Origin of the sequence: Streptomyces triticisoli, from assembly GCF_003270085.1 — a bacterium.
In the GTDB taxonomy this organism is placed as follows: domain Bacteria; phylum Actinomycetota; class Actinomycetes; order Streptomycetales; family Streptomycetaceae; genus Streptomyces; species Streptomyces triticisoli.
On sequence record NZ_QFDQ01000003.1, the window covers coordinates 44,438 to 66,997 of the forward strand.

22 protein-coding genes and 4 tRNA genes are annotated in these 22,560 nt (G+C 69.5%); 19 read left to right on the forward strand and 7 right to left on the reverse strand.

Features of this window, described 5'->3' with window-relative positions:
• Positions 1-14 precede the first annotated feature (14 nt).
• Positions 15-1,289 (reverse strand): APC family permease, encoded by a 1,275-nt coding sequence (locus DEP02_RS00775; RefSeq protein ID WP_112465372.1) that lies wholly within the window; start codon positions 1,287-1,289, stop codon positions 15-17.
• Between the two features lie 153 nt (positions 1,290-1,442).
• On the opposite strand from DEP02_RS00775, the gene DEP02_RS00780 reads away from it, so the two are divergent.
• Positions 1,443-1,706 carry a GlsB/YeaQ/YmgE family stress response membrane protein gene (locus tag DEP02_RS00780; protein WP_112465373.1) on the forward strand — a complete coding sequence of 88 codons (264 nt, stop codon included), beginning with the start codon at positions 1,443-1,445 and terminating at the stop codon, positions 1,704-1,706.
• A 130-nt stretch (positions 1,707-1,836) separates the two neighbouring features.
• Here DEP02_RS00780 and DEP02_RS00785 read toward each other — a convergent pair whose 3' ends face one another.
• A complete protein-coding gene (locus tag DEP02_RS00785; RefSeq protein WP_112465374.1) occupies positions 1,837-2,325 on the reverse strand; it encodes a YajQ family cyclic di-GMP-binding protein in 489 nt (162 codons plus the stop codon).
• A gap of 228 nt (positions 2,326-2,553) precedes the next feature.
• Between DEP02_RS00785 and DEP02_RS00790 the strand changes: the two genes are divergently transcribed.
• A tRNA-Tyr gene (locus DEP02_RS00790) sits at positions 2,554-2,635 on the forward strand.
• Positions 2,636-2,706: 71 nt separating this feature from the next.
• Here the strand turns inward: DEP02_RS00790 and DEP02_RS00795 are convergent.
• Positions 2,707-3,363, reverse strand: coding sequence for an SDR family oxidoreductase (locus DEP02_RS00795; protein WP_112465375.1), 657 nt, complete (start codon positions 3,361-3,363; stop codon positions 2,707-2,709).
• A 102-nt stretch (positions 3,364-3,465) separates the two neighbouring features.
• On the reverse strand, positions 3,466-4,731 hold the full coding sequence (locus DEP02_RS00800; RefSeq protein WP_112465376.1) for an amidohydrolase family protein: 1,266 nt from the start codon (positions 4,729-4,731) through the stop codon (positions 3,466-3,468).
• Between the two features lie 197 nt (positions 4,732-4,928).
• Here DEP02_RS00800 and DEP02_RS00805 point away from each other — a divergent pair.
• From DEP02_RS00805 to DEP02_RS00835, 7 genes are all read left to right on the forward strand, one after another.
• Positions 4,929-5,001 (forward strand) — tRNA-Thr (locus tag DEP02_RS00805).
• A 46-nt stretch (positions 5,002-5,047) separates the two neighbouring features.
• A tRNA-Met gene (locus DEP02_RS00810) sits at positions 5,048-5,120 on the forward strand.
• Positions 5,121-5,206: 86 nt separating this feature from the next.
• On the forward strand, positions 5,207-5,371 hold the full coding sequence (gene rpmG, locus DEP02_RS00815) for a 50S ribosomal protein L33 (protein WP_003948671.1): 165 nt from the start codon (positions 5,207-5,209) through the stop codon (positions 5,369-5,371).
• Positions 5,372-5,467: 96 nt separating this feature from the next.
• Positions 5,468-5,920 (forward strand): MaoC family dehydratase N-terminal domain-containing protein, encoded by a 453-nt coding sequence (locus tag DEP02_RS00820; RefSeq protein ID WP_112465377.1) that lies wholly within the window; start codon positions 5,468-5,470, stop codon positions 5,918-5,920.
• 7 nt (positions 5,921-5,927) lie between these two features.
• The gene (locus DEP02_RS00825) at positions 5,928-6,356 is read left to right on the forward strand and encodes a MaoC family dehydratase (protein ID WP_112465378.1); all 429 of its coding nucleotides are present in this window, start codon (positions 5,928-5,930) and stop codon (positions 6,354-6,356) included.
• Positions 6,357-6,444: 88 nt separating this feature from the next.
• On the forward strand, positions 6,445-7,500 hold the full coding sequence (locus DEP02_RS00830; protein ID WP_112465379.1) for a UDP-N-acetylmuramate dehydrogenase: 1,056 nt from the start codon (positions 6,445-6,447) through the stop codon (positions 7,498-7,500).
• Between the two features lie 58 nt (positions 7,501-7,558).
• Entirely contained in the window at positions 7,559-8,275 is a 717-nt protein-coding gene (locus tag DEP02_RS00835) for a DsbA family protein (RefSeq protein ID WP_112465380.1), read from the forward strand.
• 10 nt (positions 8,276-8,285) lie between these two features.
• On the opposite strand, the gene DEP02_RS00840 is transcribed toward DEP02_RS00835, so the two are convergent.
• Together DEP02_RS00840 and DEP02_RS00845 are read right to left on the reverse strand one after the other, a co-directional pair.
• Positions 8,286-9,350 (reverse strand): adenosine deaminase, encoded by a 1,065-nt coding sequence (locus DEP02_RS00840; protein WP_112465381.1) that lies wholly within the window; start codon positions 9,348-9,350, stop codon positions 8,286-8,288.
• A 130-nt stretch (positions 9,351-9,480) separates the two neighbouring features.
• A complete protein-coding gene (locus DEP02_RS00845) occupies positions 9,481-10,707 on the reverse strand; it encodes a pyridoxal phosphate-dependent aminotransferase (protein WP_157977351.1) in 1,227 nt (408 codons plus the stop codon).
• A 308-nt stretch (positions 10,708-11,015) separates the two neighbouring features.
• Between DEP02_RS00845 and DEP02_RS00850 the strand changes: the two genes are divergently transcribed.
• From DEP02_RS00850 to nusG, 3 genes are all read left to right on the forward strand, one after another.
• Positions 11,016-11,088 (forward strand) — tRNA-Trp (locus tag DEP02_RS00850).
• Between the two features lie 107 nt (positions 11,089-11,195).
• Positions 11,196-11,483 (forward strand): preprotein translocase subunit SecE, encoded by a 288-nt coding sequence (gene secE / locus DEP02_RS00855; protein ID WP_112465383.1) that lies wholly within the window; start codon positions 11,196-11,198, stop codon positions 11,481-11,483.
• A gap of 80 nt (positions 11,484-11,563) precedes the next feature.
• Positions 11,564-12,382 carry a transcription termination/antitermination protein NusG gene (nusG, locus tag DEP02_RS00860; protein ID WP_112465384.1) on the forward strand — a complete coding sequence of 273 codons (819 nt, stop codon included), beginning with the start codon at positions 11,564-11,566 and terminating at the stop codon, positions 12,380-12,382.
• A gap of 155 nt (positions 12,383-12,537) precedes the next feature.
• Here the strand turns inward: nusG and DEP02_RS00865 are convergent, their stop codons facing one another.
• Positions 12,538-13,443 (reverse strand): hypothetical protein, encoded by a 906-nt coding sequence (locus DEP02_RS00865; RefSeq protein WP_112465385.1) that lies wholly within the window; start codon positions 13,441-13,443, stop codon positions 12,538-12,540.
• Positions 13,444-13,801: 358 nt separating this feature from the next.
• Here DEP02_RS00865 and rplK point away from each other — a divergent pair, with 358 nt between their 5' ends.
• From rplK to rpoB, 7 genes are all read left to right on the forward strand, one after another.
• Positions 13,802-14,236, forward strand: coding sequence for a 50S ribosomal protein L11 (gene rplK / locus DEP02_RS00870; RefSeq protein ID WP_112465386.1), 435 nt, complete (start codon positions 13,802-13,804; stop codon positions 14,234-14,236).
• A 99-nt stretch (positions 14,237-14,335) separates the two neighbouring features.
• Positions 14,336-15,061, forward strand: coding sequence for a 50S ribosomal protein L1 (rplA, locus tag DEP02_RS00875; RefSeq protein WP_112465387.1), 726 nt, complete (start codon positions 14,336-14,338; stop codon positions 15,059-15,061).
• A 159-nt stretch (positions 15,062-15,220) separates the two neighbouring features.
• On the forward strand, positions 15,221-16,153 hold the full coding sequence (locus DEP02_RS00880) for an SCO4651 family lipoprotein (protein ID WP_232838903.1): 933 nt from the start codon (positions 15,221-15,223) through the stop codon (positions 16,151-16,153).
• A gap of 118 nt (positions 16,154-16,271) precedes the next feature.
• Positions 16,272-17,105, forward strand: coding sequence for an SCO4651 family lipoprotein (locus DEP02_RS00885; RefSeq protein ID WP_112465389.1), 834 nt, complete (start codon positions 16,272-16,274; stop codon positions 17,103-17,105).
• Positions 17,106-17,405: 300 nt separating this feature from the next.
• Positions 17,406-17,936 (forward strand): 50S ribosomal protein L10, encoded by a 531-nt coding sequence (rplJ, locus tag DEP02_RS00890; protein ID WP_112465390.1) that lies wholly within the window; start codon positions 17,406-17,408, stop codon positions 17,934-17,936.
• Positions 17,937-18,053: 117 nt separating this feature from the next.
• Complete coding sequence (gene rplL / locus DEP02_RS00895) at positions 18,054-18,443, forward strand: 50S ribosomal protein L7/L12 (RefSeq protein WP_112465391.1); 390 nt, start codon at positions 18,054-18,056, stop codon at positions 18,441-18,443.
• 610 nt (positions 18,444-19,053) lie between these two features.
• Positions 19,054-22,542, forward strand: a complete 3,489-nt coding sequence (gene rpoB, locus DEP02_RS00905; protein ID WP_112465392.1) for a DNA-directed RNA polymerase subunit beta — start codon at positions 19,054-19,056, stop codon at positions 22,540-22,542.
• Positions 22,543-22,560: the final 18 nt, after the last annotated feature.

Sequence of the window (22,560 nt, forward strand, 5' to 3'; positions counted from 1 at the left end):
AAGGACCCGGAGTCCTACCGCGCGGCCACCCACCGCCGTACGCCGTACGAGGCCATGCCCACCGCCAGCACACCGGCACCCACGGCCACCGAGACCCACGGCAGAGCGAAGGCCAGCGTCACGCACCCGACGAGCCCCACCGCCGGAACCACGCGCCGGGCGGGAGAGGCGTCCAGGGTCCAGGCGGAGGCGTTGGCGACGGCGTAGTACGCCAGCACACCGAAGGAGGAGAAACCGATCGCGCCCCGGACGTCCACCGTGGCGGCCAGGACCGCGACCACCGCACCCACGGCCAGCTCCGCCCGGTGCGGCACCTGGAAACGGGGGTGCACGGCGGCCAGCACGCCGGGCAGGTGCCGGTCCCGCGCCATGGCCAGCGTGGTCCGCGAGACGCCCAGGACGAGGGCGAGCAGCGACCCCAGCGCGGCCACGGCGGCCCCGGCCCGCACCACCGGCACCAGCCCGGGCACCCCGGCCGCCCGTACCGCGTCGGCCAGTGGCGCCCCCGCGTGCCCGAGCCCCACCGGCCCCAGCACGGACAGGACGGCCACCGCCACGCACGCGTACACGGCCAGTGTGATGCCCAGGGCGAGCGGGATCGCGCGGGGGATGGTGCGCTCCGGGTCCCGTACCTCCTCGCCGAGGGTCGCGATCCGCGCGTACCCGGCGAACGCGAAGAACAGCAGCCCGGCCGCCTGCAGCACACCGCCGACGCCCACGGAGCCGCCGACGGCCGCCCGCCCGGCGGCGGAGGCCCCGGAACCCAGGCACACGACGACCACGGAAGCGAGGACCGCCAGCACCACCGCCACGATCACCCGCGTCAGCAGGGCGGACTTCTGGACGCCGCCGTAGTTCACCGCGGTCAGCGCCACCACGGCCGCGACCGCCACCGCGTGCGCCTGCCCCGGCCAGACGTACGCGCCCACGGTGAGCGCCATCGCCGCACAGGAGGCCGTCTTCCCCACCACGAACGCCCAGCCCGCCAGATGACCCCAGAACATGCCGAGCCGCTCACGCCCGTACACGTACGTGCCGCCCGAGGCCGGATACCGGGCGGCCAGCCGCGCCGACGAGGTGGCGTTGCAATAGGCCACCACGGCGGCGACCGCGAGCCCGAGCAGCAGCCCGGAGCCGGCCGCGCGCGCCGCCGGTCCCAGGGCGGCGAAGATCCCGGCCCCGACCATCGAGCCGAGCCCGACCACCACGGCGTCCCGGACCCCCAGGGTGCGCCGCAGCTCGGACGCGGAAGCGGAGAAGGAAGGGGAAGAGGAAGGGGACCGGGTCATGGTCCGAACCCTACTGACCAGCGCAACCGCGGAGCGTGGCCGTGGCGTCTTCCTCCCCAACGCGGTCGGAACGCCGCATGAACACACGTGTGGTAGGCACGATCTCGACAGACGATCACGACACGCGACGAGTACGACGGGCAGGTTCAGAGCATGAGCATCATCAGCTGGATCATCCTCGGGCTGCTGGCCGGGGCCATCGCGAAGTTCCTGCTGCCGGGCCGCGACCCGGGCGGCTTCATCGGTACGACCCTCATCGGCATCGCCGGTGCGTTCATCGGCGGCTGGATCTCCGCCCGCTGGCTGGACCACCCGATCAACAAGAGCTTCGACAGCGCCACCTTCGCCGCGGCGATCGGCGGCTCGCTCGTCCTGCTGATCGCCTACCGCATCCTGTTCGGCAACTCCCGCGACTGAGCGCGCCGCAGTCAGCAGAAACGCGACTGAGCGCGCCGCAGTCAGCAGAAAGAGGAAGGGTGGGCACCAGCGGGGTGCCCACCCTTCCTCGTGACTTCCGCATGCCGCGCCCGTACGTGGCGCTCCGGTCCTACCGGTAGTTCACGAACTGCAGCGCGAAGTCGAAGTCCTGGCCCTTGAGCAGGGCGATCACGGCCTGCAGGTCGTCGCGGCTCTTGGAGCTGACGCGCAGTTCCTCACCCTGGATCTGGGCCTTCACGCCCTTGGGGCCCTCGTCGCGGATGAGCTTGGCCACCTTCTTCGCGTTCTCCTGGGAGATGCCCTCCTTGATCGACGCGAAGAGCTTGTACTCCTTGCCGGACAGCTGCGGCTCGCCCGCGTCCAGGGCCTTCAGCGAGATGCCGCGCTTGATCAGCTTGGACTGGAAGACGTCGAGGACTGCCTTCACCCGGTCCTCGGAGTTCGCCTCCATGAGGATCTTGTCACCGGACCACGAGATCGAGGCGCCCACGCCCTTGAAGTCGTAGCGCTGCGAGATCTCCTTGGCGGCCTGGTTGAGGGCGTTGTCGACCTCCTGCCGCTCGACCTTCGAGACGATGTCGAAACTGGAGTCGGCCATGTCCTGTGGCTCCTTGTATCGAGGTGCGTATCGGATGCGTGTCGGCGGGTGTGGGGAGGCCGCCGAACCCGCTCTTCGGGCCGCGGGCCGCATCCGCACCAGCCTAGTCACCCCCCGTCCCCGCGGTGCCGATCAATCGGGTGGCGAAGCACCCTTCCGTATCGGGTATTGTTTACGTCGTTGCCAGGGAGAACTGCCGAAAGACGGTTCGAACGGACAGCAATACCCGGCGGTGTGCCCGAGCGGCCAAAGGGAGCAGACTGTAAATCTGCCGGCTCAGCCTTCCCAGGTTCGAATCCTGGCGCCGCCACACTGGGAAACCCCCTCTGATCTGCGGAGACGTAGATCAGAGGGGGTTTTGCGTGAAGGGCTGACGCCCACTCAGTTGCCCGCCACCGACTTCACCGCGACCGAGACCGGTGCCGAGCCGCTGATGAGTTCCAGGGTCAGGCCGGCGGTGGCGGGGGTGTCGACCAGTTCGGCCAGGACGGCGGCCACGTCGTCGCGGGGGATCGCGCCGCGGCCGGTGTGGGCCTCCAGGCGTACGAGACCGGTGCCGGCGTCGTTCGTCAGTGCGCCGGGGCGCAGGATCGTCCAGTCCAGGGCCTCCTGGTCGCGGATGTAGTCGTCGGCCGCGCCCTTGGCGCGCAGGTAGACGTCGAAGACCTCGTCGCCCTTGTGCCCCGCGTCCGCGCCCATCGACGACACGACCAGGTGGCGGCGCACGCCCGCGCGTACCGCCGCGTCCGCGAACAGCACCGCCGCGCCCTTGTCCACCGTGTCCTTGCGTGCCGCGCCGCTGCCCGGGCCCGCGCCCGCCGCGAACACCGCCGCGTCGGCGCCCCGCAGCCGCTCCGCGACCTCCTCGACCGACGCCGACTCCAGGTCGAGTACGACCGGTTCGGCACCGGCCGCCCGCAGGTCCTCGCCCTGCTCGGCACTGCGGATGATCCCCGCCACCTCGTCCCCGCGCGCGGCGAGCAGCCGCTCCAGCCGCAGCGCGATCTGACCATGACCACCAGCGATGACAATGCGCATGTCTCCGACCGTACGCCCGAACGGCCGCGTCCGCCGCACGACTTCGGGCGTGTCCCGGGGCGCACACGCGCATACCGCGTCACGGCGCATCCGCACACCGCGTCACGACAGCTCGCCCCGCCCCTGCCGCGGCAGCCCCAGCTCCGCCGTGGCGGCCGAGTCGCAGAACTCCCGCACCGCGCTCGTACGTGCCACCACGCGCCCCCGGTGCACCACGATCCGGCTGTACCCGAGCGACAGCGCGCCCGCGAGCCGGTCGCCGCGCACCGCGAGCAGCTCGGCGGGAAAGCCCGCCTCCACCCGCACCTCGGGCAGACCGAGCGCCGCGCGGGCCGAGGCGCTCACCGCGTCGTAGGCGTCCTCGGGGCGCAGCCCGTGGCGGGAGGCCAGCAGGTACGCCGCCTCCAGTGGGTCGCCGCGCCCCACCGGGTTCGACACGTCCCGCAGGGCGCCGCTGCCCGCGGCCACCCGCACCCCGGCCGCCCGCAGCAGCCGCACCGGAGGAGTGTCCCGTCCCTCGGCGTCCCCGCAGCCGCCCTGGGGCAGGCACACCACCGTCACCCCGGCCGCGGCCAGTTGGTCCGCGGCCCGCGCGGCAGCCCCGGCCGGCAGCCGGGACAGGCCGCCGCACGGGCCCAGCGTGACTCCGGGGCGCAGTCCGCCCGCCATCGCCGCGATCCGCGCCAGGCGGGCCGGGTCGGCCCCGTCCGTGTGCAGGTCGACGGGGCAGCCGTGCTCGGAGGCGACCTCGAGGACCGCCTCGACGTAGCCCGCGGGGTCGGGGTCCACGTCCGGGCAGCCGCCCACCACGCACGCGCCCGCCTTCACCGCGTCCCGCAGCACCGCCAGGCCCTCCGCGCCGGCCGCACCGGTGAGCACGCGCGGCACCGCCACCGTCGTCAGCCCGGTCAGTCCGCGCAGCGCCCGCCGCGCCCGCAGAACCGCCGTCAGGGCGCCGAGCCCCTGGACGTCACCCACGCGTACGTGTGCGCGCACGGCCGTCGCCCCGTGGCCCAGTTGCAGCAGCGCGGCCTCGGTCGTCCGGCGCTGGACGTCCTCCGGCTCGTACGACACCGGACCGTCGCCGTCGGCGGTCAGGGCGGTGTCCAGGTGGGCGTGGGGTTCGGCGGGAGCAGGCAGGAGCAGATAGCCGCCGAGATCCACGCGCGTGCCTTTGTCCCGCGGCCCGCCGGCGGCGAGGCTGCCGGCGGTGCCGACCGCCTCGATGCGCCCGCCGGCCAGCCGTACGTCCACGGTCCGCCCGTCGGCCAGCCGGGCCCCGCACAGCAGCAGCCCGTCCGGGCCCGTCCGTCCGGACGGGCCCGGCGAGGGGGACGAAGGGGGTGGCTGCGGCTGACCGGGGGGCATCGCACTCCAGGTGGGGACACGGACCGCGTGGCCGCGCGCGGGACGCAAGATCACGCAGAGTGAGTCGAGCCTAGGGTGGTCACCGGGCCCGACGGGGGAGGAGCGCAATAGTCGTACCGGTGTGGCCGCGCGGCGGGACGGCACGGCGAAACGGATTTGGGTGTAGGGCGGCGAAGCGTGTAATGTCTTCCTCGCTCGCCCCAATAGCTCAGTCGGCAGAGCGTCTCCATGGTAAGGAGAAGGTCAACGGTTCGATTCCGTTTTGGGGCTCTGATGTGAGAGGTTCCCGCCGTCCGGTGGGTTCCCATCGCATCGCAGCGGTGTAGCTCAGTCGGTAGAGCAAGCGGCTCATAATCGCTGTGTCACCGGTTCAAGTCCGGTCACCGCTACTCCAAGTAGCCGATTGCGGGGTCGGTCCTTCGATCGGCTACTCTTTCTGCGTTGAAAACCCACCCGTTCGTCAAGGAGCACTCACGTGGCTGCCACCGACGTCCGCCCGAAGATCACGCTGGCCTGCGTGGAGTGCAAGGAGCGGAACTACATCACCAAGAAGAACCGGCGCAACAACCCGGATCGTCTTGAGATGAAGAAGCACTGCCCGCGTTGCAACGCGCACACCGCGCACCGCGAGACGCGATAAACAAAATTTCATACATGAGGCCGCCCCCGCACCCGGGGGCGGCCTCATGTTGTTTCATGTGGGAAAACCCCAGCTGACACCAGGAGGTGCCGAGCCATGGCGCTCGACCAGTCCTTCGTGGGGCGGTCCTACCCGCCCACCGCCCCCTACGAGGTCGGACGGGAGAAGATCCGTGAGTTCGCGGAGGCGGTGGGAGACGCCAACCCGGCCTACACGGACCCGGAGGCCGCCAAGGAACTCGGCCACCCCGAGGTGATCGCCCCGCCGACCTTCGTCTTCGCGATCACCTTCAAGGCCGCCGGACAGGTCATCGAGGACCCGCAGCTCGGCCTCGACTACAGCCGCGTGGTGCACGGTGACCAGAAGTTCGCCTACACCCGGCCCGTGCGCGCCGGCGACCGGCTCACCGTCACCTCCACCATCGAGGCGATCAAGTCCCTGGCCGGCAACGACATCCTGGACATCCGCGGCGAGGTGCACGACGAGGCCGGCGAACACGTCGTGACCGCCTGGACCAAGCTGGTGGCCCGCGCGGCCGAGGAGGCGTGAGAAACCGATGACAGCGAAGATCGCTTACGACGACGTCGAGGTCGGCACCGAACTTCCGGCCCGGACCTTCCCCGTGACCCGTGCCACCCTCGTCCAGTACGCGGGCGCCTCCGGGGACTTCAACCCCATCCACTGGAACGAGAAGTTCGCCAAGGAGGTCGGGCTGCCGGACGTGATCGCGCACGGCATGTTCACCATGGCCGAGGCGATCCGCGTCGTCACCGACTGGGTCGGCGACCCCGGCGCCGTCGTCGAGTACGGCGTCCGCTTCACCAAGCCCGTCGTCGTCCCGAACGACGACAAGGGGGCCCTGATCGAGGTCGCCGGCAAGGTGGCGGCCAAGCTCGACGACAACACCGTGCGGGTCGACCTGACGGCCACGAGCGGCGGTCTGAAGGTCCTCGGGATGTCCCGGGCGGTCGTACGACTGGCCTGACCGCCGACCATGGCGACGAGCCGTCGGCGTACAAGGCGGTACGAGGCTGTACGAGGTTGTGTCAGTGGGGTCTCGTAGTCTTGGGCGCGTGCAGGAACTCCACGACGCGCCCCTCGCCCCGCTGACCACCCTCCGGCTGGGCGGCCCCGCGACCCGGCTGATCATCGCGGCCACCGACGCCGAGGTGATCGACGCCGTCCGCGAGGCCGACGCCGGCGGCACGCCGCTGCTGCTCGTCGGAGGCGGCTCCAACCTGGTCATCGGCGACAAGGGCTTCGACGGCACCGCCCTGCGCATCGCCACCCGCGGCTTCGAGCTCAGCGGTACGACGCTGGAGCTGGCCGCCGGCGAGGTCTGGACCGACGCGGTGGCCCGCACCGTCGAGGCCGGCCTCGCGGGCATCGAGTGCCTGGCCGGCATCCCCGGCTCCGCCGGCGCGACCCCGATCCAGAACGTCGGGGCGTACGGCCAGGAGGTGTCCACCACCATCACCGAGGTCATCGCCTACGACCGCCGGGCGGGTGGGACGGTGACCCTGGAGAACGAGGAGTGCGCGTTCTCCTACCGCCACAGCCGCTTCAAGGCCGACCCCGAGCGGTACGTCGTCCTGCGCGTCCGCTTCGCCCTCCAGGACGCGGACGGGCTGTCGGCGCCCGTCAGGTACGCCGAGACCGCCCGCGCCCTCGGCGTCGAGGTGGGCGACCGGGTGCCGCTCGCCACCGCCCGCGACACCGTGCTGAAACTGCGCGCCGGGAAGGGCATGGTGCTGGACCCGGAGGACCACGACACCTGGTCGGCCGGCTCCTTCTTCACCAACCCGATCCTCACCGACGCCGACTTCGCCGTCTTCCGCGCGCGTGTGCGGGACCGGCTGGGCGAGGGCGTCGAGCCGCCCGCCTACCCGGCGGGGCAGGGCCACACCAAGACCTCCGCGGCCTGGCTGATCGACAAGGCCGGCTTCACCAAGGGCTACGGCACCGGACCGGCCCGCATCTCCACCAAGCACACCCTCGCCCTCACCAACCGCGGCGGTGCGACCACCGAGGACCTGCTGACCCTGGCCCGCGAGGTCGTGGCCGGCGTCCGTGAGACCTTCGGCATCACCCTGGTCAACGAGCCGGTGACGGTGGGCGTGAGCCTGTAGGCGCCGGGACTGCCGGTAGGTTCACAGGGCACAAGCGGAACAAGGGGAGGGGAAGACCATGGGGGAGCGACGCGGCAGACGTGCCCTCGCAGCCGCGGCCGCGGCTGTCCTGGTGGGCGTGCTCACCACGGGGTGCGGCGAGCGCCACGCCGAAGCCGGGGACGGGAAGCCCCACGCACCGGCGGCGTACACGGGCGTGGAGGAGATCCCCGAGACGCTCGCACCCGACGGCACCACCATCCGCGTGGGATCCCCGCGCGCGAAGATCGTCGTCCATGTGTACGAGGACCTGCGCTGCCCGGCCTGCGCGGAGTTCGAGAACCAGGGCGGTGAGGGGCTGCGCGAGATGATCCTGTCCGGCGAGGTCCGGGCCGAGTACACGCTGGCCTCGTTCCTCGACGACCGGGGCGGCCAGGGCTCGAAGAAGGCCGCCAACGCCCTGCGGGCCGCCCTGGACGCCGGCAGGTTCGTCGAGTACCACGAGGTGCTCTTCGCCCACCAGCCCGAGGCGACCGTCGACGGCTACACCGACGCGTTCCTGCTCGACCGGGCCTCCCAGGTCCAGGGCCTGCGCGGCACGGAGTTCGACGCGGCGGTCAAGGGCATGAAACACCGCGACTTCGTGACCGCCTCCGAGAAGGCCTACGAGAAGTCGGGAGTGCCCGGCACGCCCGCGATGAAGGTCAACGGCAAGACCGTCCCCGATCACCTGTCCGGAGGCCTCTTCGACAAGGATCTGCTGCCCATGGTGATCGGCGCCATGGCCCGTTCCTGACCGGTGCGGTTCAGCCCGCCAGCCAGTCGTCCACCCCCGACAGCAGCTTCGCGCGGACGTCCTCCGGGGCCGCCGACGCGCGGATCGACTGCCGGGCCAGTTCGGCCAGTTCGGCGTCCGTGAAGGCGTGGTGACGGCGGGCGATGTCGTACTGGGCCGCCAGGCGGGAGCCGAACAGCAGGGGGTCGTCGGCACCCAGGGCCATCGGGACGCCGGCCTCGAAGAGCGTGCGCAGGGGGACGTCCTCCGGCTTCTCGTACACGCCGAGGGCCACGTTCGACGCCGGGCACACCTCGCAGGTCACGCCCCGATCGGCGAGGCGCCGCAGCAGGTGCGGGTCCTCCGCCGCGCGCACCCCGTGGCCCACCCGGTGGGCCTGCAGGTCGTCCAGGCAGTCGCGGACCGAGGCCGGGCCGGTGAGCTCGCCGCCGTGCGGGGCCGCGAACAGGCCACCGGCCCGCGCGATCGCGAACGCCCGGTCGAAGTCCCGCGCCATGCCCCGGCGTTCGTCGTTCGACAGTCCGAAGCCGATCACGCCGTGGTCCCGGTAGCGCACGGCCAGCCGGGCCAGCGTGCGGGCGTCCAGGGGGTGCTTCATACGGTTCGCGGCGACCAGCACCCGCATCCCCAGGCCCGTCTCGCGCGAGGCCGTCTCCACCGCGTCCAGGATGATCTCCAGCGCCGGGATCAGCCCGCCCAGGCGCGGGGCGTACGAGGTCGGATCGACCTGGATCTCCAGCCAGCCCGAACCGTCCTTGACGTCCTCCTCGGCGGCCTCCCGCACCAGGCGCCGGATGTCCTCCGGCTCCCGCAGGCAGGAGCGCGCCGCGTCGTACAGCCGCTGGAAGCGGAACCAGCCCCGCTCGTCCGTCGCCCGCAGCTTCGGCGGCTCCCCGCTGACCAGGGCCTCCAGCAGCGTCTCGGGCAGTCGTACGCCGTACTTGTCGGCCAGCTCCAGCAGGGTGCTGGGCCGCATCGACCCGGTGAAGTGCAGGTGCAGATGGGCTTTCGGCAGCTCGGAGACATCACGTACACGCGGGGGGTTCGGGGGGTGCCCCCCTGAAGAGCTCAGCATTCCTGGATCGTGCCGCACGTCCCCCGCGTCCCGGTAGTCGTTTCCCCTTTCGTGGTCTTGCTCGCACAAACGAAGGGGTCCGCAGTCTGCTCATGTGAGCAGGCTGCGGACCCCGTGCGAAAAGCGGACCTCAGTCCCGCGCCTCCGCCAGCAGCTTCTGGATCCGGCTGACGCCCTCCACCAGGTCCTCGTCACCGAGGGCGTACGACAGCCGCAGATAGCCCGGCGTGCCGAACGCCTCGCCCGGGACGACCGCGACCTCGGCCTCCTCCAGGATGAGCGCGGCCAGCTCCACCGAGTCCTGCGGGCGCTTGCCGCGGATCTCCTTGCCGATCAGCCCCTTCACCGACGGGTAGGCGTAGAACGCGCCCTCCGGCTCCGGGCAGAGCACGCCGTCGATCTCGTTGAGCATCCGCACGATGGTCTTCCGCCGCCGGTCGAAGGCCTCGCGCATCCTCGCGACCGCCTCCAGGTCGCCGGAGACCGCGGCGAGGGCGGCCGCCTGGGCGACGTTCGACACGTTCGACGTGGCGTGCGACTGGAGGTTCGTCGCGGCCTTGACCACGTCCTTGGGGCCGATGAGCCAGCCCACGCGCCAGCCGGTCATGGCGTACGTCTTGGCGACGCCGTTGACGACGATGCACTTGTCGCGCAGCTCGGGCAGCAGCGCCGGCAGGGAGACGGAGACGGCGTCGCCGTAGACCAGGTGCTCGTAGATCTCGTCGGTGAGCACCCACAGGCCGTGCTCCAGGGCCCAGCGGCCGACCGCCTCGGTCTCGGCCTCGGAGTACACCGCGCCGGTCGGGTTGGAGGGGGAGACGAAGAGGACGACCTTGGTCTTCTCCGTGCGGGCGGCCTCCAACTGCTCGACCGTCACGCGGTAGCCGGTGGTCTCGTCGGCGACGACCTCGACGGGGACACCGCCGGCCAGGCGGATGGACTCCGGGTACGTCGTCCAGTACGGCGCCGGCACGATGACCTCGTCGCCCGGGTCGAGGATCGCGGCGAACGCCTCGTAGATGGCCTGCTTGCCGCCGTTGGTGACCAGGATCTGGGAGACGTCGGGCTCCCAGCCGGAGTCGCGCAGCGTCTTGGCGGCGATCGCGGCCTTCAGTTCGGGCAGGCCGCCGGCCGGGGTGTACCGGTGGTACTTGGGGTTCTTGCAGGCCTCGACCGCGGCTTCGACGATGTAGTCCGGGGTCGGGAAGTCCGGCTCACCGGCGCCGAAGCCGATCACCGGACGCCCGGCGGCCTTGAGGGCCTTGGCCTTGGCGTCCACGGCGAGGGTCGCGGACTCGGAGATCGCGCCGACTCGGGCGGAGACCCGGCGCTCGGTGGGAGGAGTTGAAGCGCTCATACCGGCCATCGTTCCAGACCGGAAACGGCCGCGGCACTTCGGTTTCGCCCCCTGGACCGCCCTGCTGCTCCGTGAGCCCGCGTCCGCGGTGACGGATGCGACCCGGAGACCGCGGCCGGGGGGCGGCGCGGCCGGTTTCCGGACGATCCGCCGCCGATCTTCCGCCGGCGGAGCACCTTCGGACGCTTTCCGTTCGACGACCGGCGCCGGAGCACGTACACTCTCACCTCGTTGGCCTTCAGCGGTCGCCGCCGTACCTGGTGCACATCGAGCATCCGGTCGGATGCGGTACGTTGGGGGGCACACAAAGGGTCGTAGCTCAATTGGTAGAGCACTGGTCTCCAAAACCAGCGGTTGGGGGTTCGAGTCCCTCCGGCCCTGCTACACACTCCATCGCCAGGATGTGTGCGCATGTACGTACAGCAATGCACCGCCGTGCGGCTCGACCGGGCGCGGCACGGCCACGACCCGGAATCAGGTGAGGACGAATGACGGACGCCGTGGGCTCCCTCGACACGCCTGATGCCCAGGACGAAGTTGCGGAGTCGAAGAAGAAGCCCCGCAGGGGCGGCAAGCGCGCCAAGAAGGGCCCGCTGAAGCGCCTCGCGCTCTTCTACCGCCAGATCATCGCGGAACTCCGCAAGGTCGTCTGGCCCACTCGCAACCAGCTGACGACGTACACCACCGTGGTGATTATCTTCGTCGTCATCATGATCGGCCTGGTGACCGTGATTGACTATGGGCTCGACCACGCGGCCAAGTACGTCTTCGGCTGAGCCAAGAGCGAAGGGCGCCGCGGTACCCGGCGCCCCTTTCGCATGTTCCACCCCTATGTATCCAGGAAGAAGCAGCCACCGTGTCTGACCCGAACCTGAACGACGCCATCGAGCCGACCGAGTCCGTGGATGACGAGCTCGACACCGTCGAGGGTGCGGACGAGGTCGACGAGGCCGAGGCTGACGAGACCGCCGCGGGCGAACCGGCCGAGGAGGCCGCCGTCCGCGTCGAGGACGAGGCACCCGAGGGAGGGGCCGTCGAGGAGGAGCCGGAGGCCGAGGTGGACCCGGTCACCAAGCTCCGCGAGGAACTGCGCACGCTGCCCGGCGAGTGGTACGTCATCCACACCTACGCCGGCTACGAGAAGCGCGTGAAGGCCAACCTGGAGCAGCGCGCCGTCTCGCTGAACGTCGAGGACCTCGTCTACCAGGCCGAGGTTCCCGAGGAGGAGATCGTCCAGATCAAGAACGGCGAGCGCAAGACGGTCCGGCAGAACAAGCTGCCCGGCTACGTGCTCGTCCGGATGGATCTGACGGACCAGTCCTGGGGCGCCGTCCGCCACACCCCGGGCGTCACCGGCTTCGTGGGGGACGCCTTCAACCCGTACCCGCTGACGCTCGACGAGATCGTGAAGATGCTCGCCCCGGAGGCCGAGGAGAAGGCCGCCCGCGAGGCCGCCGAGGCCGAGGGCAAGCCGGCCCCGCAGCGCAAGGTCGAGGTCCAGGTGCTGGACTTCGAGGTCGGCGACTCGGTCACCGTCACCGACGGCCCGTTCGCCACGCTGCAGGCGACGATCAACGAGATCAACCCCGACTCGAAGAAGGTCAAGGGCCTGGTGGAGATCTTCGGCCGCGAGACGCCGGTCGAGCTCTCCTTCGACCAGATCCAGAAGAACTGACCCTGACCACGAGCCGAAGAAGCTGAAGACGCCCCTGCCGGAGGTTTCCGCCAGCAGGGGCGTTGTGCGTGCGGCTGCGGCTGCGGCTGCGGCTGCGGCTGCGGCTGCGGCTGCGGTGCCTGGGGCCGCTGTGCGTATCGGCAGGGTGCCGGGGATCAGTTGAAGCAGCCGGGGACGGTGGTGGGGCTGGTGCGGCAGTTGTTCGGGGTGTTGGCGGCGACCACGGTGGTCCGCAGGGTCACGGTGCCCTGGTTGTTGTAGATGCCGCCGGGGTTGTCGTCGTCGGCGTGGTTGTGGCTGATCCTGCTGAAGGACACCGTGGTGGTGCCGCCGGGGGCGCTGGGTACGCCGTTGGCGATGCCGCCGCCGGTCTGCGCGGTGTTGTCGGCGATGTTGCTGGCGGTGACGGTCAGTGTCCCGATGTTGGCGATGCCGCCGCCCGCGCCGTCGGCTGTGTTCCTGCTGATCTGCGAGGCTTTGACGGTCAGCGTGCCGTCGTTGACGAGACCGCCGCCGTTCCGGGTCGCGGAGTTGCCCCGGACGACGGTTCCGGTCAGGTGGGCCTGAGAACCGTTGAACACGCTGATGCCGCCGCCGAAGTCGGCGTGGTTGTCCTTGATCACGCTGCCGGTGACGGTCAGGGTGCCGTTGCCGGTGACGACGATCCCGCCGCCGGCGCCTGTCACGAGGGGACTGCCGGTGGCGTCGCCGTCGGCGATGACGGCCGATCGCAGCGTCAGGTTGCCGCCGTCGACGGTGAGGATGCGGAACGACCCCGATGTGCGGGTGAGGGTCGCGCTGTTGCCGTTGATGGTGATCGGCGTGGTGATGGCCGGCAGTTCGGTGGTCAACTGGTACGGGCAGTTGCGTGCCAGGTTGAGGGTGTTGCTGTCCGGGCTGGCGTTGGCCGTGTCGATGGCATCGCGCAGGGCGGTCTGGCTGCACGCCACGTTCTGGGCTGTGGCCGAGGCGGAGGAGGCCGGCGCGGTGGAGGCCAGCGTGGCGAGCGTGCTTATGCAGAGGACCTGGGTGGTGCGGACGAAAAACCCACGGGTGAACATGTCGCTCCTTCTGAAATCGCGCCCGCCGCGGGCGCGCGACGGTTCGGAAGGGCCGTGGGCGCCGCGGGCAGGGGTGCTGTCAGCGAAGGAAATCCCCGTCGAGTCACCTGTTTTCTCCGTGTGTCGCCTGATTTAAGCCCGATGGTCCTCCGTGATGCGCCCGATGGCCGAATCGGGCCGAGGGGCGCGCGGCCGCACGGGGGATGCCCCCGCGAGCTGCTTGACCTCGGCGATTTCAGGTCCCGAGGGGGCAGGGGCTATCGTGGTGCGGTATGCCATCTGCGGGATCGTGCATCCGAATAGGGCAGGTCCAAGGCGCGGATGGTACTCAACCTCTCAGCAAGGACCCGGAGAGAGCATGCCTCCCAAGAAGAAGAAGGTCACGGGGCTCATCAAGCTCCAGATCCAGGCCGGTGCAGCCAACCCGGCTCCGCCGGTCGGCCCCGCGCTGGGTCAGCACGGCGTCAACATCATGGAGTTCTGCAAGGCCTACAACGCCGCGACCGAGTCGCAGCGCGGCTGGGTCATCCCGGTGGAGATCACGGTCTACGAGGACCGTTCCTTCACCTTCGTCACCAAGACTCCGCCGGCCGCCAAGATGATCCTCAAGGCCGCGGGCGTGGAGAAGGGCTCCGGCGAGCCGCACAAGACCAAGGTCGCCAAGATCACCCAGGCGCAGGTCCGCGAGATCGCCCAGACCAAGCTGCCCGACCTCAACGCCAACGACCTGGACGCCGCCGAGAAGATCATCGCCGGCACCGCCCGTTCCATGGGCGTCACCGTCGAGGGCTGAACCCCAGCACCGTAGTACTCATGCGGCCGTGGAAGGCCGCACGTGGCAGGGCCTGCTCGGCCCGTACCACGACTCCTTTCAGAACACTCAGGAGCAGTTGTGAGCAAGCGCAGCAAGGCCCTTCGCGCTGCGGACGCCAAGGTCGACCGGGAGAAGCTGTACGCCCCGCTCGATGCCGTCCGTCTCGCCAAGGAGACCTCCACGACCAAGTTCGACGGCACTGTCGAGGTCGCCTTCCGTCTGGGTGTCGACCCGCGCAAGGCCGACCAGATGGTCCGTGGCACCGTGAACCTTCCGCACGGCACCGGCAAGACCGCCCGGGTCCTGGTCTTCGCGACCGGTGACCGTGCCGAGGCCGCGCGTGCCGCGGGTGCCGACATCGTCGGCGCCGACGAGCTGATCGACGAGGTGTCGAAGGGCCGTCTGGACTTCGACGCCGTCGTCGCCACCCCGGACCTCATGGGCAAGGTCGGCCGCCTCGGCCGCGTCCTCGGCCCGCGTGGTCTGATGCCGAACCCGAAGACCGGCACGGTCACCCCGGACACCGCCAAGGCCGTGTCCGACATCAAGGGCGGCAAGATCGAGTTCCGCGTCGACAAGCACTCGAACCTGCACTTCATCATCGGCAAGACCTCGTTCGACGAGACCAAGCTGGTGGAGAACTACGGCGCCGCGCTGGACGAGATCCTCCGTCTGAAGCCGTCCGCCGCCAAGGGTCGCTACATCAAGAAGGCCGCCATCACCACCACGATGGGCCCCGGTATCCCGGTCGACCCGAACCGCACCCGCAACCTCCTCGCCGAGGAGGACCCGGCCGCGGTCTGAGCCCGACGGCTCACCTCAACCGGTCACGGGCCCCGCACCTGCTCAGGTGCGGGGCCCGTCCCCTTTCCGGCCCGCGGTCCGGTGGTCTGCGCTACGGTGCGGACACGGGATACGCACGCGAGGAGCGAGGGCGCAGGGGTGGGACCGGGACCGACGACGATCACGTCCGTGCGCCGTGGGAGCCTCGCCCTGGCGGTGGCGGCCGCGCTGACCGCGGGCTCCGCCTGCACCACCGCCGGTTCCTCCGCCTACCCGGCCTCCTCCGGCCCTTCCGGCAGCGGTGGTGTGGCGGCGGACGACCCCGGCGAGCGCCGGGAGGCCGGGGCGGGCACCGCTTCCGCCGCGGCGCTGCGGTCCGCCGAGCGCGCCACCTCGGCCGCCGACTCCGCCCGGGTGGAGTCCAGTACGACCATGGGCGCGATGATGTCCATGAAGGCCACCGGCGCCCTCTCCTGGGGCGACGGACTCACCGGCACCCTCACCCTCACCTACACCGGTGGCACCGTGGCCGAGGCCATGCGCCGGCTCGGCAGCACCACGATGGAGGCCCGGTACCTGCCCGACGCCTACTACGCCCGCATGGGGGACGCCTTCGCCGCGCAGGCGGGCGGCCGCCACTGGCTCCGGTACGTGTACCAGGACCTGGAGCACCTCGCCGACGGCTCGGGTGCCCAACTCGGCGACCAGATGCGCGACACCGCGCCCCACCAGTCCGTGAAGCTGCTGCTGGCCTGCGGTGACGCCAGGAAGGTCGGCGAGGAATGGGTGCGGGGCGACCGCACCACGCACTACACGGGCACGGTGGACGTGGCCGGACTGGCCACACGCGACTCCGGGCTCGACGAGGACCAGGTCGCGGACCTCAAGGAGCGGCTCACCCGGGCCGGTGTCACCACCCAGACCGTGGACATCTGGGTCGACGACCGGGACCTGCTGGTCAAGAAGGTGGAGAGGGCGCAGACGGCATCGGGTGAGCTGACCCAGACCGCGTACTACTCCGACTACGGCGTGAAGGTGTCGGCCGAGGTTCCCCCCGCCGGGGACACCAAGGACTTCAAGGAACTGGTGGGCGGCCACGGAAGCCTCTCCTGAGCGCAGGTTCGGCCCCACGAAATTCGAACGACTCTGTCATACCGGTGGGATAGGCTCCAGTCCCTGTTGTGCTTCAGTTCTGTGTTCCTCGGGGGGATCGATGACTTGGGGGGATTCGATGAGAACGTCCGTACCTGCCGCCGGACTTGCCGCACTTCTTCTCGCCGCGGGCGCGGTCGGCTGCTCGAAGGGCTCGGGTGAGGAGTCGCCCGCCATGTCGCCGGCCGCGGCCGTGGCCAAGGCGGCGAAGAACACCGAGGACATCTCGTCCTTCCGCTACACGATGACCGGCAAGGTCCCCGAGGAGGGCCGGATCAAGGCCGAGGCCTCGATGCGGGTCAAGCCTGATGTCGCCATGAGCATGAAGATGACGGCGCTCGACCGGGGTGCCGACGGCTCCGCCGAGATCCGGCTCGTGGACAAGGTCATGTACATCGGCAGCGCCGAGATGGCCAAGGAGATGGACGGCAAGAGCTGGATGAAGTTCGACCTGGCCGCGCTCGGCTCCGACCAGGAGCTGAACGAGCTGGGCGCCGCGAGCCAGGCCGAGCAGAACCCGGCGACCGAGTCCACGTTCCTCACCGGTGCCAAGGACGTGAAGAAGGTCGGCACCGAGAAGATAGACGGGGTCGAGACCACCCGCTACACGGGCACCATCACCCTCGACGACCTGCGCGCCTCCCTCAAGGAGAAGGATGCCAAGGCCGCCGAGCGCGGCGAGAAGAGCATCAAGCAGTACGAGACGATGGGCGTCGAGAAGCTCACGATGGACATGTGGATCGACGGCGAGGACCACACCAAGCAGTTCCGGATGCGCGGCGACACCGACAAGGGCCCGCTGGACATGACCATCAAGTTCCTCGACTTCAACCAGCCGGTGACGGTCGAGGCCCCGCCGGCCAAGGACACCGTCGACCTGGCCGAGATGATGAAGGGCAGCGAGGAGGGCTGACCCCCCTCGCCGGCTCCGGGAACGGATTTGCCTCACGGCGATCCGTTCCCGTACTCTCCTACAGAAGCCAAAGACCGCTGGTCGTTACCGTGCGCTCGTATGAGAGTGCGGTGGCCGAAGGATCCGCTGAACTGCGGACGACCCGCGCAGGTGACAGTGGAAGAACTCCCGGAGTGCGCGCGATCGTGTCGTGTGCGGCCGGTCGAGTCCGCCCCGTGCGCCTGCGCCGGGGCGTTTCGTTTTCCCAGTCCTCCTTCGGGTCCGCGCGGTCCGAATCACCCGGAAGGAGGCCGAGGCTCTATGGCGAGGCCCGACAAGGCTGCCACGGTTGCGGAGCTGACGGACAAGTTCCGCAGCTCCAACGCCGCCGTGCTGACCGAGTACCGCGGTCTCACCGTGGCGCAGCTCAAGACGCTGCGCCGTTCTCTCGGTGAGAACGCCCAGTACGCCGTGGTGAAGAACACGCTGACCAAGATTGCGGCCAACGAGGCCGGAATCACGCTGGACGAACAGCTCTTCGCTGGTCCTACGGCGGTCGCCTTCGTCACCGGTGACCCGGTGGAGTCGGCGAAGGGTCTCCGTGACTTCGCCAAGGAGAACCCGAATCTCGTCATCAAGGGCGGTGTCCTTGACGGCAAGGCGCTGTCCGCCGACGAGATCAAGAAGCTTGCGGACCTGGAGTCCCGCGAGGTTCTGCTCAGCAAGCTGGCCGGTGCCTTCAAGGCGAAGCAGTCCCAGGCTGCCTCCGTCTTCCAGGCGCTGCCGTCGAAGCTCGTCCGCACCGTGGACGCGCTGCGCGCCAAGCAGGCCGAGCAGGGCGGTGCCGAGTAACTCGGCTCGCTTCGTGATCCTCGCCGCCCCGTGGGCGAGGGTCGACGCGGGCCCGACGTACGCCCGCCTTACCCCGTACATCCGGCACCTGCCGATTTGAATGGAAGGACCGCCATCATGGCGAAGCTCAGCCAGGAAGACCTGCTCGCGCAGTTCGAGGAGATGACCCTCATCGAGCTCTCCGAGTTCGTGAAGGCCTTCGAGGAGAAGTTCGACGTCACCGCCGCCGCGGCCGCCCCGGTCATGATGGCCGGTCCGGGCCAGGCTGCCCCGGGCGCCCCCGCCGAGGAGGAGAAGGACGAGTTCGACGTCATCCTCACCGGTGCCGGCGACAAGAAGATCCAGGTCATCAAGGTCGTGCGTGAGCTGACCTCCCTGGGCCTGAAGGAGGCCAAGGACCTGGTCGACGGTGCGCCGAAGCCCGTCGTCGAGAAGGTCAACAAGGAGGCCGCGGACAAGGCCAAGGAGGCCCTCGAGGGCGCCGGCGCCTCCGTCGAGGTCAAGTAAGACCTTCACGGGTCCGTCAGGGACTCCCGCGCGCTGACAGCAGTCCCGTAGGGCTGTAACGCGAACGCACCGAGGAGCGATCATCCATCCGGGTGGTCGCTCCTCGGCGTTTGCCGGGGGCGGCGCAGGGTGCCTTGCACCCGCGGCCGGGAGGGGTATGGTGATCTTCGTCGTGCCTCGACAGGTCCCGGCGACAGGCCGCAAGTGACGAGGGCAGCATCCGGTTTTGGCATGGGGGGCCTTGACGAACTGCACGCAGCGCGCAATTCTCAGGACGCGTCGTCACAAGGATCCGAATCCGAGGCATGGATCGACGACGAAGAGGGCAGTATCAGGGTGCGTTGAGGGCAGGCATGCCGCAGGCGTTGACAACTACGAGGGTCTCGAAAAACCCGTACTGGACATCAGTGGGCCAAGTGGCTACACTGACCCTTTGCGCTGCCTGTTAGCTGCCCCCTGCCCGTCACCAGGGGCATTCCCTCGCCTCAGCAATGACGACCGGACTCTCACTGACCTGGCATTTCGGCCGGAATCAGGATGACCTGTCGGCACGCGGCGGCGGGGGGCCGGTACGCGCGTAGTGAGTCCGAGCCCTCGGAAGGACCCCCTCTTGGCCGCCTCGCGCAACGCCTCGACCGCGAATATGAACAACGGCGACAGCACCGCCCCGCTGCGCATCTCCTTTGCAAAGATCAAGGAGCCCCTCGAGGTTCCGAACCTTCTCGCGCTGCAAACCGAGAGCTTCGACTGGCTGCTCGGCAACGACACGTGGAAGGCTCGCGTCGAGGAGGCTCTGGAGAACGGTCAGGACGTCCCCACCAAGTCCGGCCTCGAGGAGATCTTCGAGGAGATCTCCCCGATCGAGGACTTCTCCGGGTCCATGTCCCTGACCTTCCGGGACCACCGCTTCGAGCCGCCGAAGAACTCGATCGACGAGTGCAAGGAGCGCGACTTCACGTACGCCGCCCCACTCTTCGTCACGGCCGAGTTCACCAACAACGAGACCGGTGAGATCAAGTCCCAGACCGTCTTCATGGGCGACTTCCCGCTCATGACGAACAAGGGCACCTTCGTCATCAACGGCACCGAGCGTGTCGTGGTGTCTCAGCTGGTCCGTTCCCCCGGTGTCTACTTCGACTCCTCCATCGACAAGACGTCCGACAAGGACATCTTCTCCGCCAAGATCATCCCCTCCCGGGGCGCCTGGCTGGAGATGGAGATCGACAAGCGTGACATGGTCGGTGTCCGCATCGACCGCAAGCGCAAGCAGTCCGTCACCGTCCTGCTGAAGGCGCTCGGCTGGACCAACGAGCAGATCCTCGAGGAGTTCGGCGACTACGAGTCGATGCGCGCCACCCTGGAGAAGGACCACACCCAGGGCCAGGACGACGCGCTGCTGGACATCTACCGCAAGCTGCGCCCGGGCGAGCCCCCCACGCGTGAGGCCGCGCAGACGCTGCTCGAGAACCTCTACTTCAACCCCAAGCGCTACGACCTCGCCAAGGTCGGCCGCTACAAGGTCAACAAGAAGCTGGGTACGGAGACCGCGCTGGACGCGGGCGGCGTCCTGACCGTCGAGGACGTCATCGCGACGATCAAGTACCTGGTGAAGCTGCACGCCGGCGAGATCGAGACCACCGGTGACAACGGCGAGACGGTCGTCGTCGAGACCGATGACATCGACCACTTCGGCAACCGCCGTCTGCGCAGCGTGGGCGAGCTCATCCAGAACCAGGTCCGCACCGGTCTGGCCCGTATGGAGCGCGTCGTCCGCGAGCGCATGACCACACAGGACGTCGAGGCGATCACGCCGCAGACCCTGATCAACATCCGGCCGGTCGTCGCCTCCATCAAGGAGTTCTTCGGCACCAGCCAGCTGTCCCAGTTCATGGACCAGAACAACCCGCTGTCCGGGCTGACGCACAAGCGCCGTCTGTCCGCGCTCGGCCCGGGTGGTCTCTCCCGTGAGCGGGCCGGCTTCGAAGTCCGTGACGTGCACCCCTCGCACTACGGCCGCATGTGCCCGATCGAGACGCCGGAAGGCCCCAACATCGGTCTGATCGGCTCGCTGGCCACCTACGGCCGGGTCAACGCGTTCGGCTTCGTCGAGACCCCGTACCGCAAGGTCATCGACGGTCAGGTCACCGACAAGGTGGACTACCTGACGGCCGACGAGGAGGACCGCTTCGTCATCGCGCAGGCCAACGCCATCCTGACGGACGACCTGCGCTTCGAGGAGAACCGTGTCCTGGTCCGCCGCCGTGGCGGCGAGGTCGACTACGTCGGCCCCGAGGACGTGGACTACATGGACGTCTCGCCGCGCCAGATGGTGTCGGTCGCGACCGCCATGATCCCCTTCCTGGAGCACGACGACGCCAACCGTGCCCTCATGGGCGCGAACATGATGCGCCAGGCCGTTCCGCTGATCCAGGCGGAGTCCCCGCTCGTCGGCACCGGCATGGAGTACCGCTCCGCCGTCGACGCCGGCGACGTCGTCAAGGCCGAGAAGACCGGTGTGGTCCAGGAGATCTCCGCCGACTACATCACCACCGCCAACGACGACGGCACGTACATCACGTACCGCCTGCACAAGTTCGCCCGCTCCAACCAGGGCACCTCGGTCAACCAGAAGGTCATCGTCAGCGAGGGCGACCGCGTCGTCGAGGGCCAGGTCCTCGCCGACGGTCCGGCCACCCAGAACGGCGAGATGGCGCTCGGCAAGAACCTGCTGGTCGCGTTCATGCCGTGGGAGGGTCACAACTACGAGGACGCGATCATCCTGTCGCAGCGCCTCGTGCAGGACGACATCCTCTCCTCGATCCACATCGAGGAGCACGAGGTCGACGCCCGTGACACCAAGCTCGGTCCCGAGGAGATCACCCGGGACATCCCGAACGTCTCCGAGGAGGTCCTCGCCGACCTCGACGAGCGCGGCATCATCCGCATCGGCGCCGAGGTCATCGCCGGTGACATCCTGGTCGGCAAGGTGACCCCGAAGGGTGAGACCGAGCTGACCCCGGAGGAGCGCCTGCTGCGCGCGATCTTCGGTGAGAAGGCCCGTGAGGTCCGTGACACCTCGCTGAAGGTGCCGCACGGCGAGACCGGCAAGGTCATCGGCGTACGCGTCTTCGACCGCGAGGAGGGCGACGAGCTGCCGCCGGGCGTGAACCAGCTGGTCCGCGTCTACGTGGCGCAGAAGCGCAAGATCACCGATGGTGACAAGCTCGCCGGCCGCCACGGCAACAAGGGCGTCATCTCCAAGATCCTGCCGATCGAGGACATGCCGTTCCTGGAGGACGGCACTCCGGTCGACATCATCCTCAACCCGCTGGGCGTGCCGTCCCGAATGAACCCGGGACAGGTCATGGAGATCCACCTCGGCTGGCTCGCCAGCCAGGGCTGGGACGTCTCCGGCTTCCAGGAGGAGTGGGCCGAGCGCCTGAAGACCATCGGCGCCGACCGGGTCGAGCCGCGCACCAACGTGGCGACCCCGGTCTTCGACGGTGCACGCGAGGACGAGATCGCGGGTCTGCTGGAGCACACCATCCCCAACCGCGACGGCGACCGCCTGGTCCTGCCGTCCGGCAAGGCCCGGCTCTACGACGGCCGCTCCGGCGAGCCGTTCCCGGACCCGATCTCGGTCGGCTACATGTACATCCTGAAGCTGCACCACCTGGTCGACGACAAGCTGCACGCCCGTTCGACCGGTCCGTACTCGATGATCACCCAGCAGCCGCTGGGTGGTAAGGCCCAGTTCGGTGGCCAGCGGTTCGGCGAGATGGAGGTGTGGGCGCTCGAGGCGTACGGCGCCGCCTACGCCCTCCAGGAGCTGCTGACCATCAAGTCCGACGACGTCACCGGCCGCGTGAAGGTCTACGAGGCCATCGTCAAGGGCGAGAACATCCCCGAGCCCGGCATCCCCGAGTCCTTCAAGGTGCTCATCAAGGAGATGCAGTCTCTCTGCCTGAACGTGGAGGTGCTGTCCAGCGACGGTATGTCCATCGAGATGCGCGACACCGACGAGGATGTCTTCCGCGCCGCGGAGGAGCTCGGCATCGACCTGTCCCGGCGCGAGCCGAGCAGCGTCGAAGAGGTCTGACGGGAGTCCGGCGGGCCT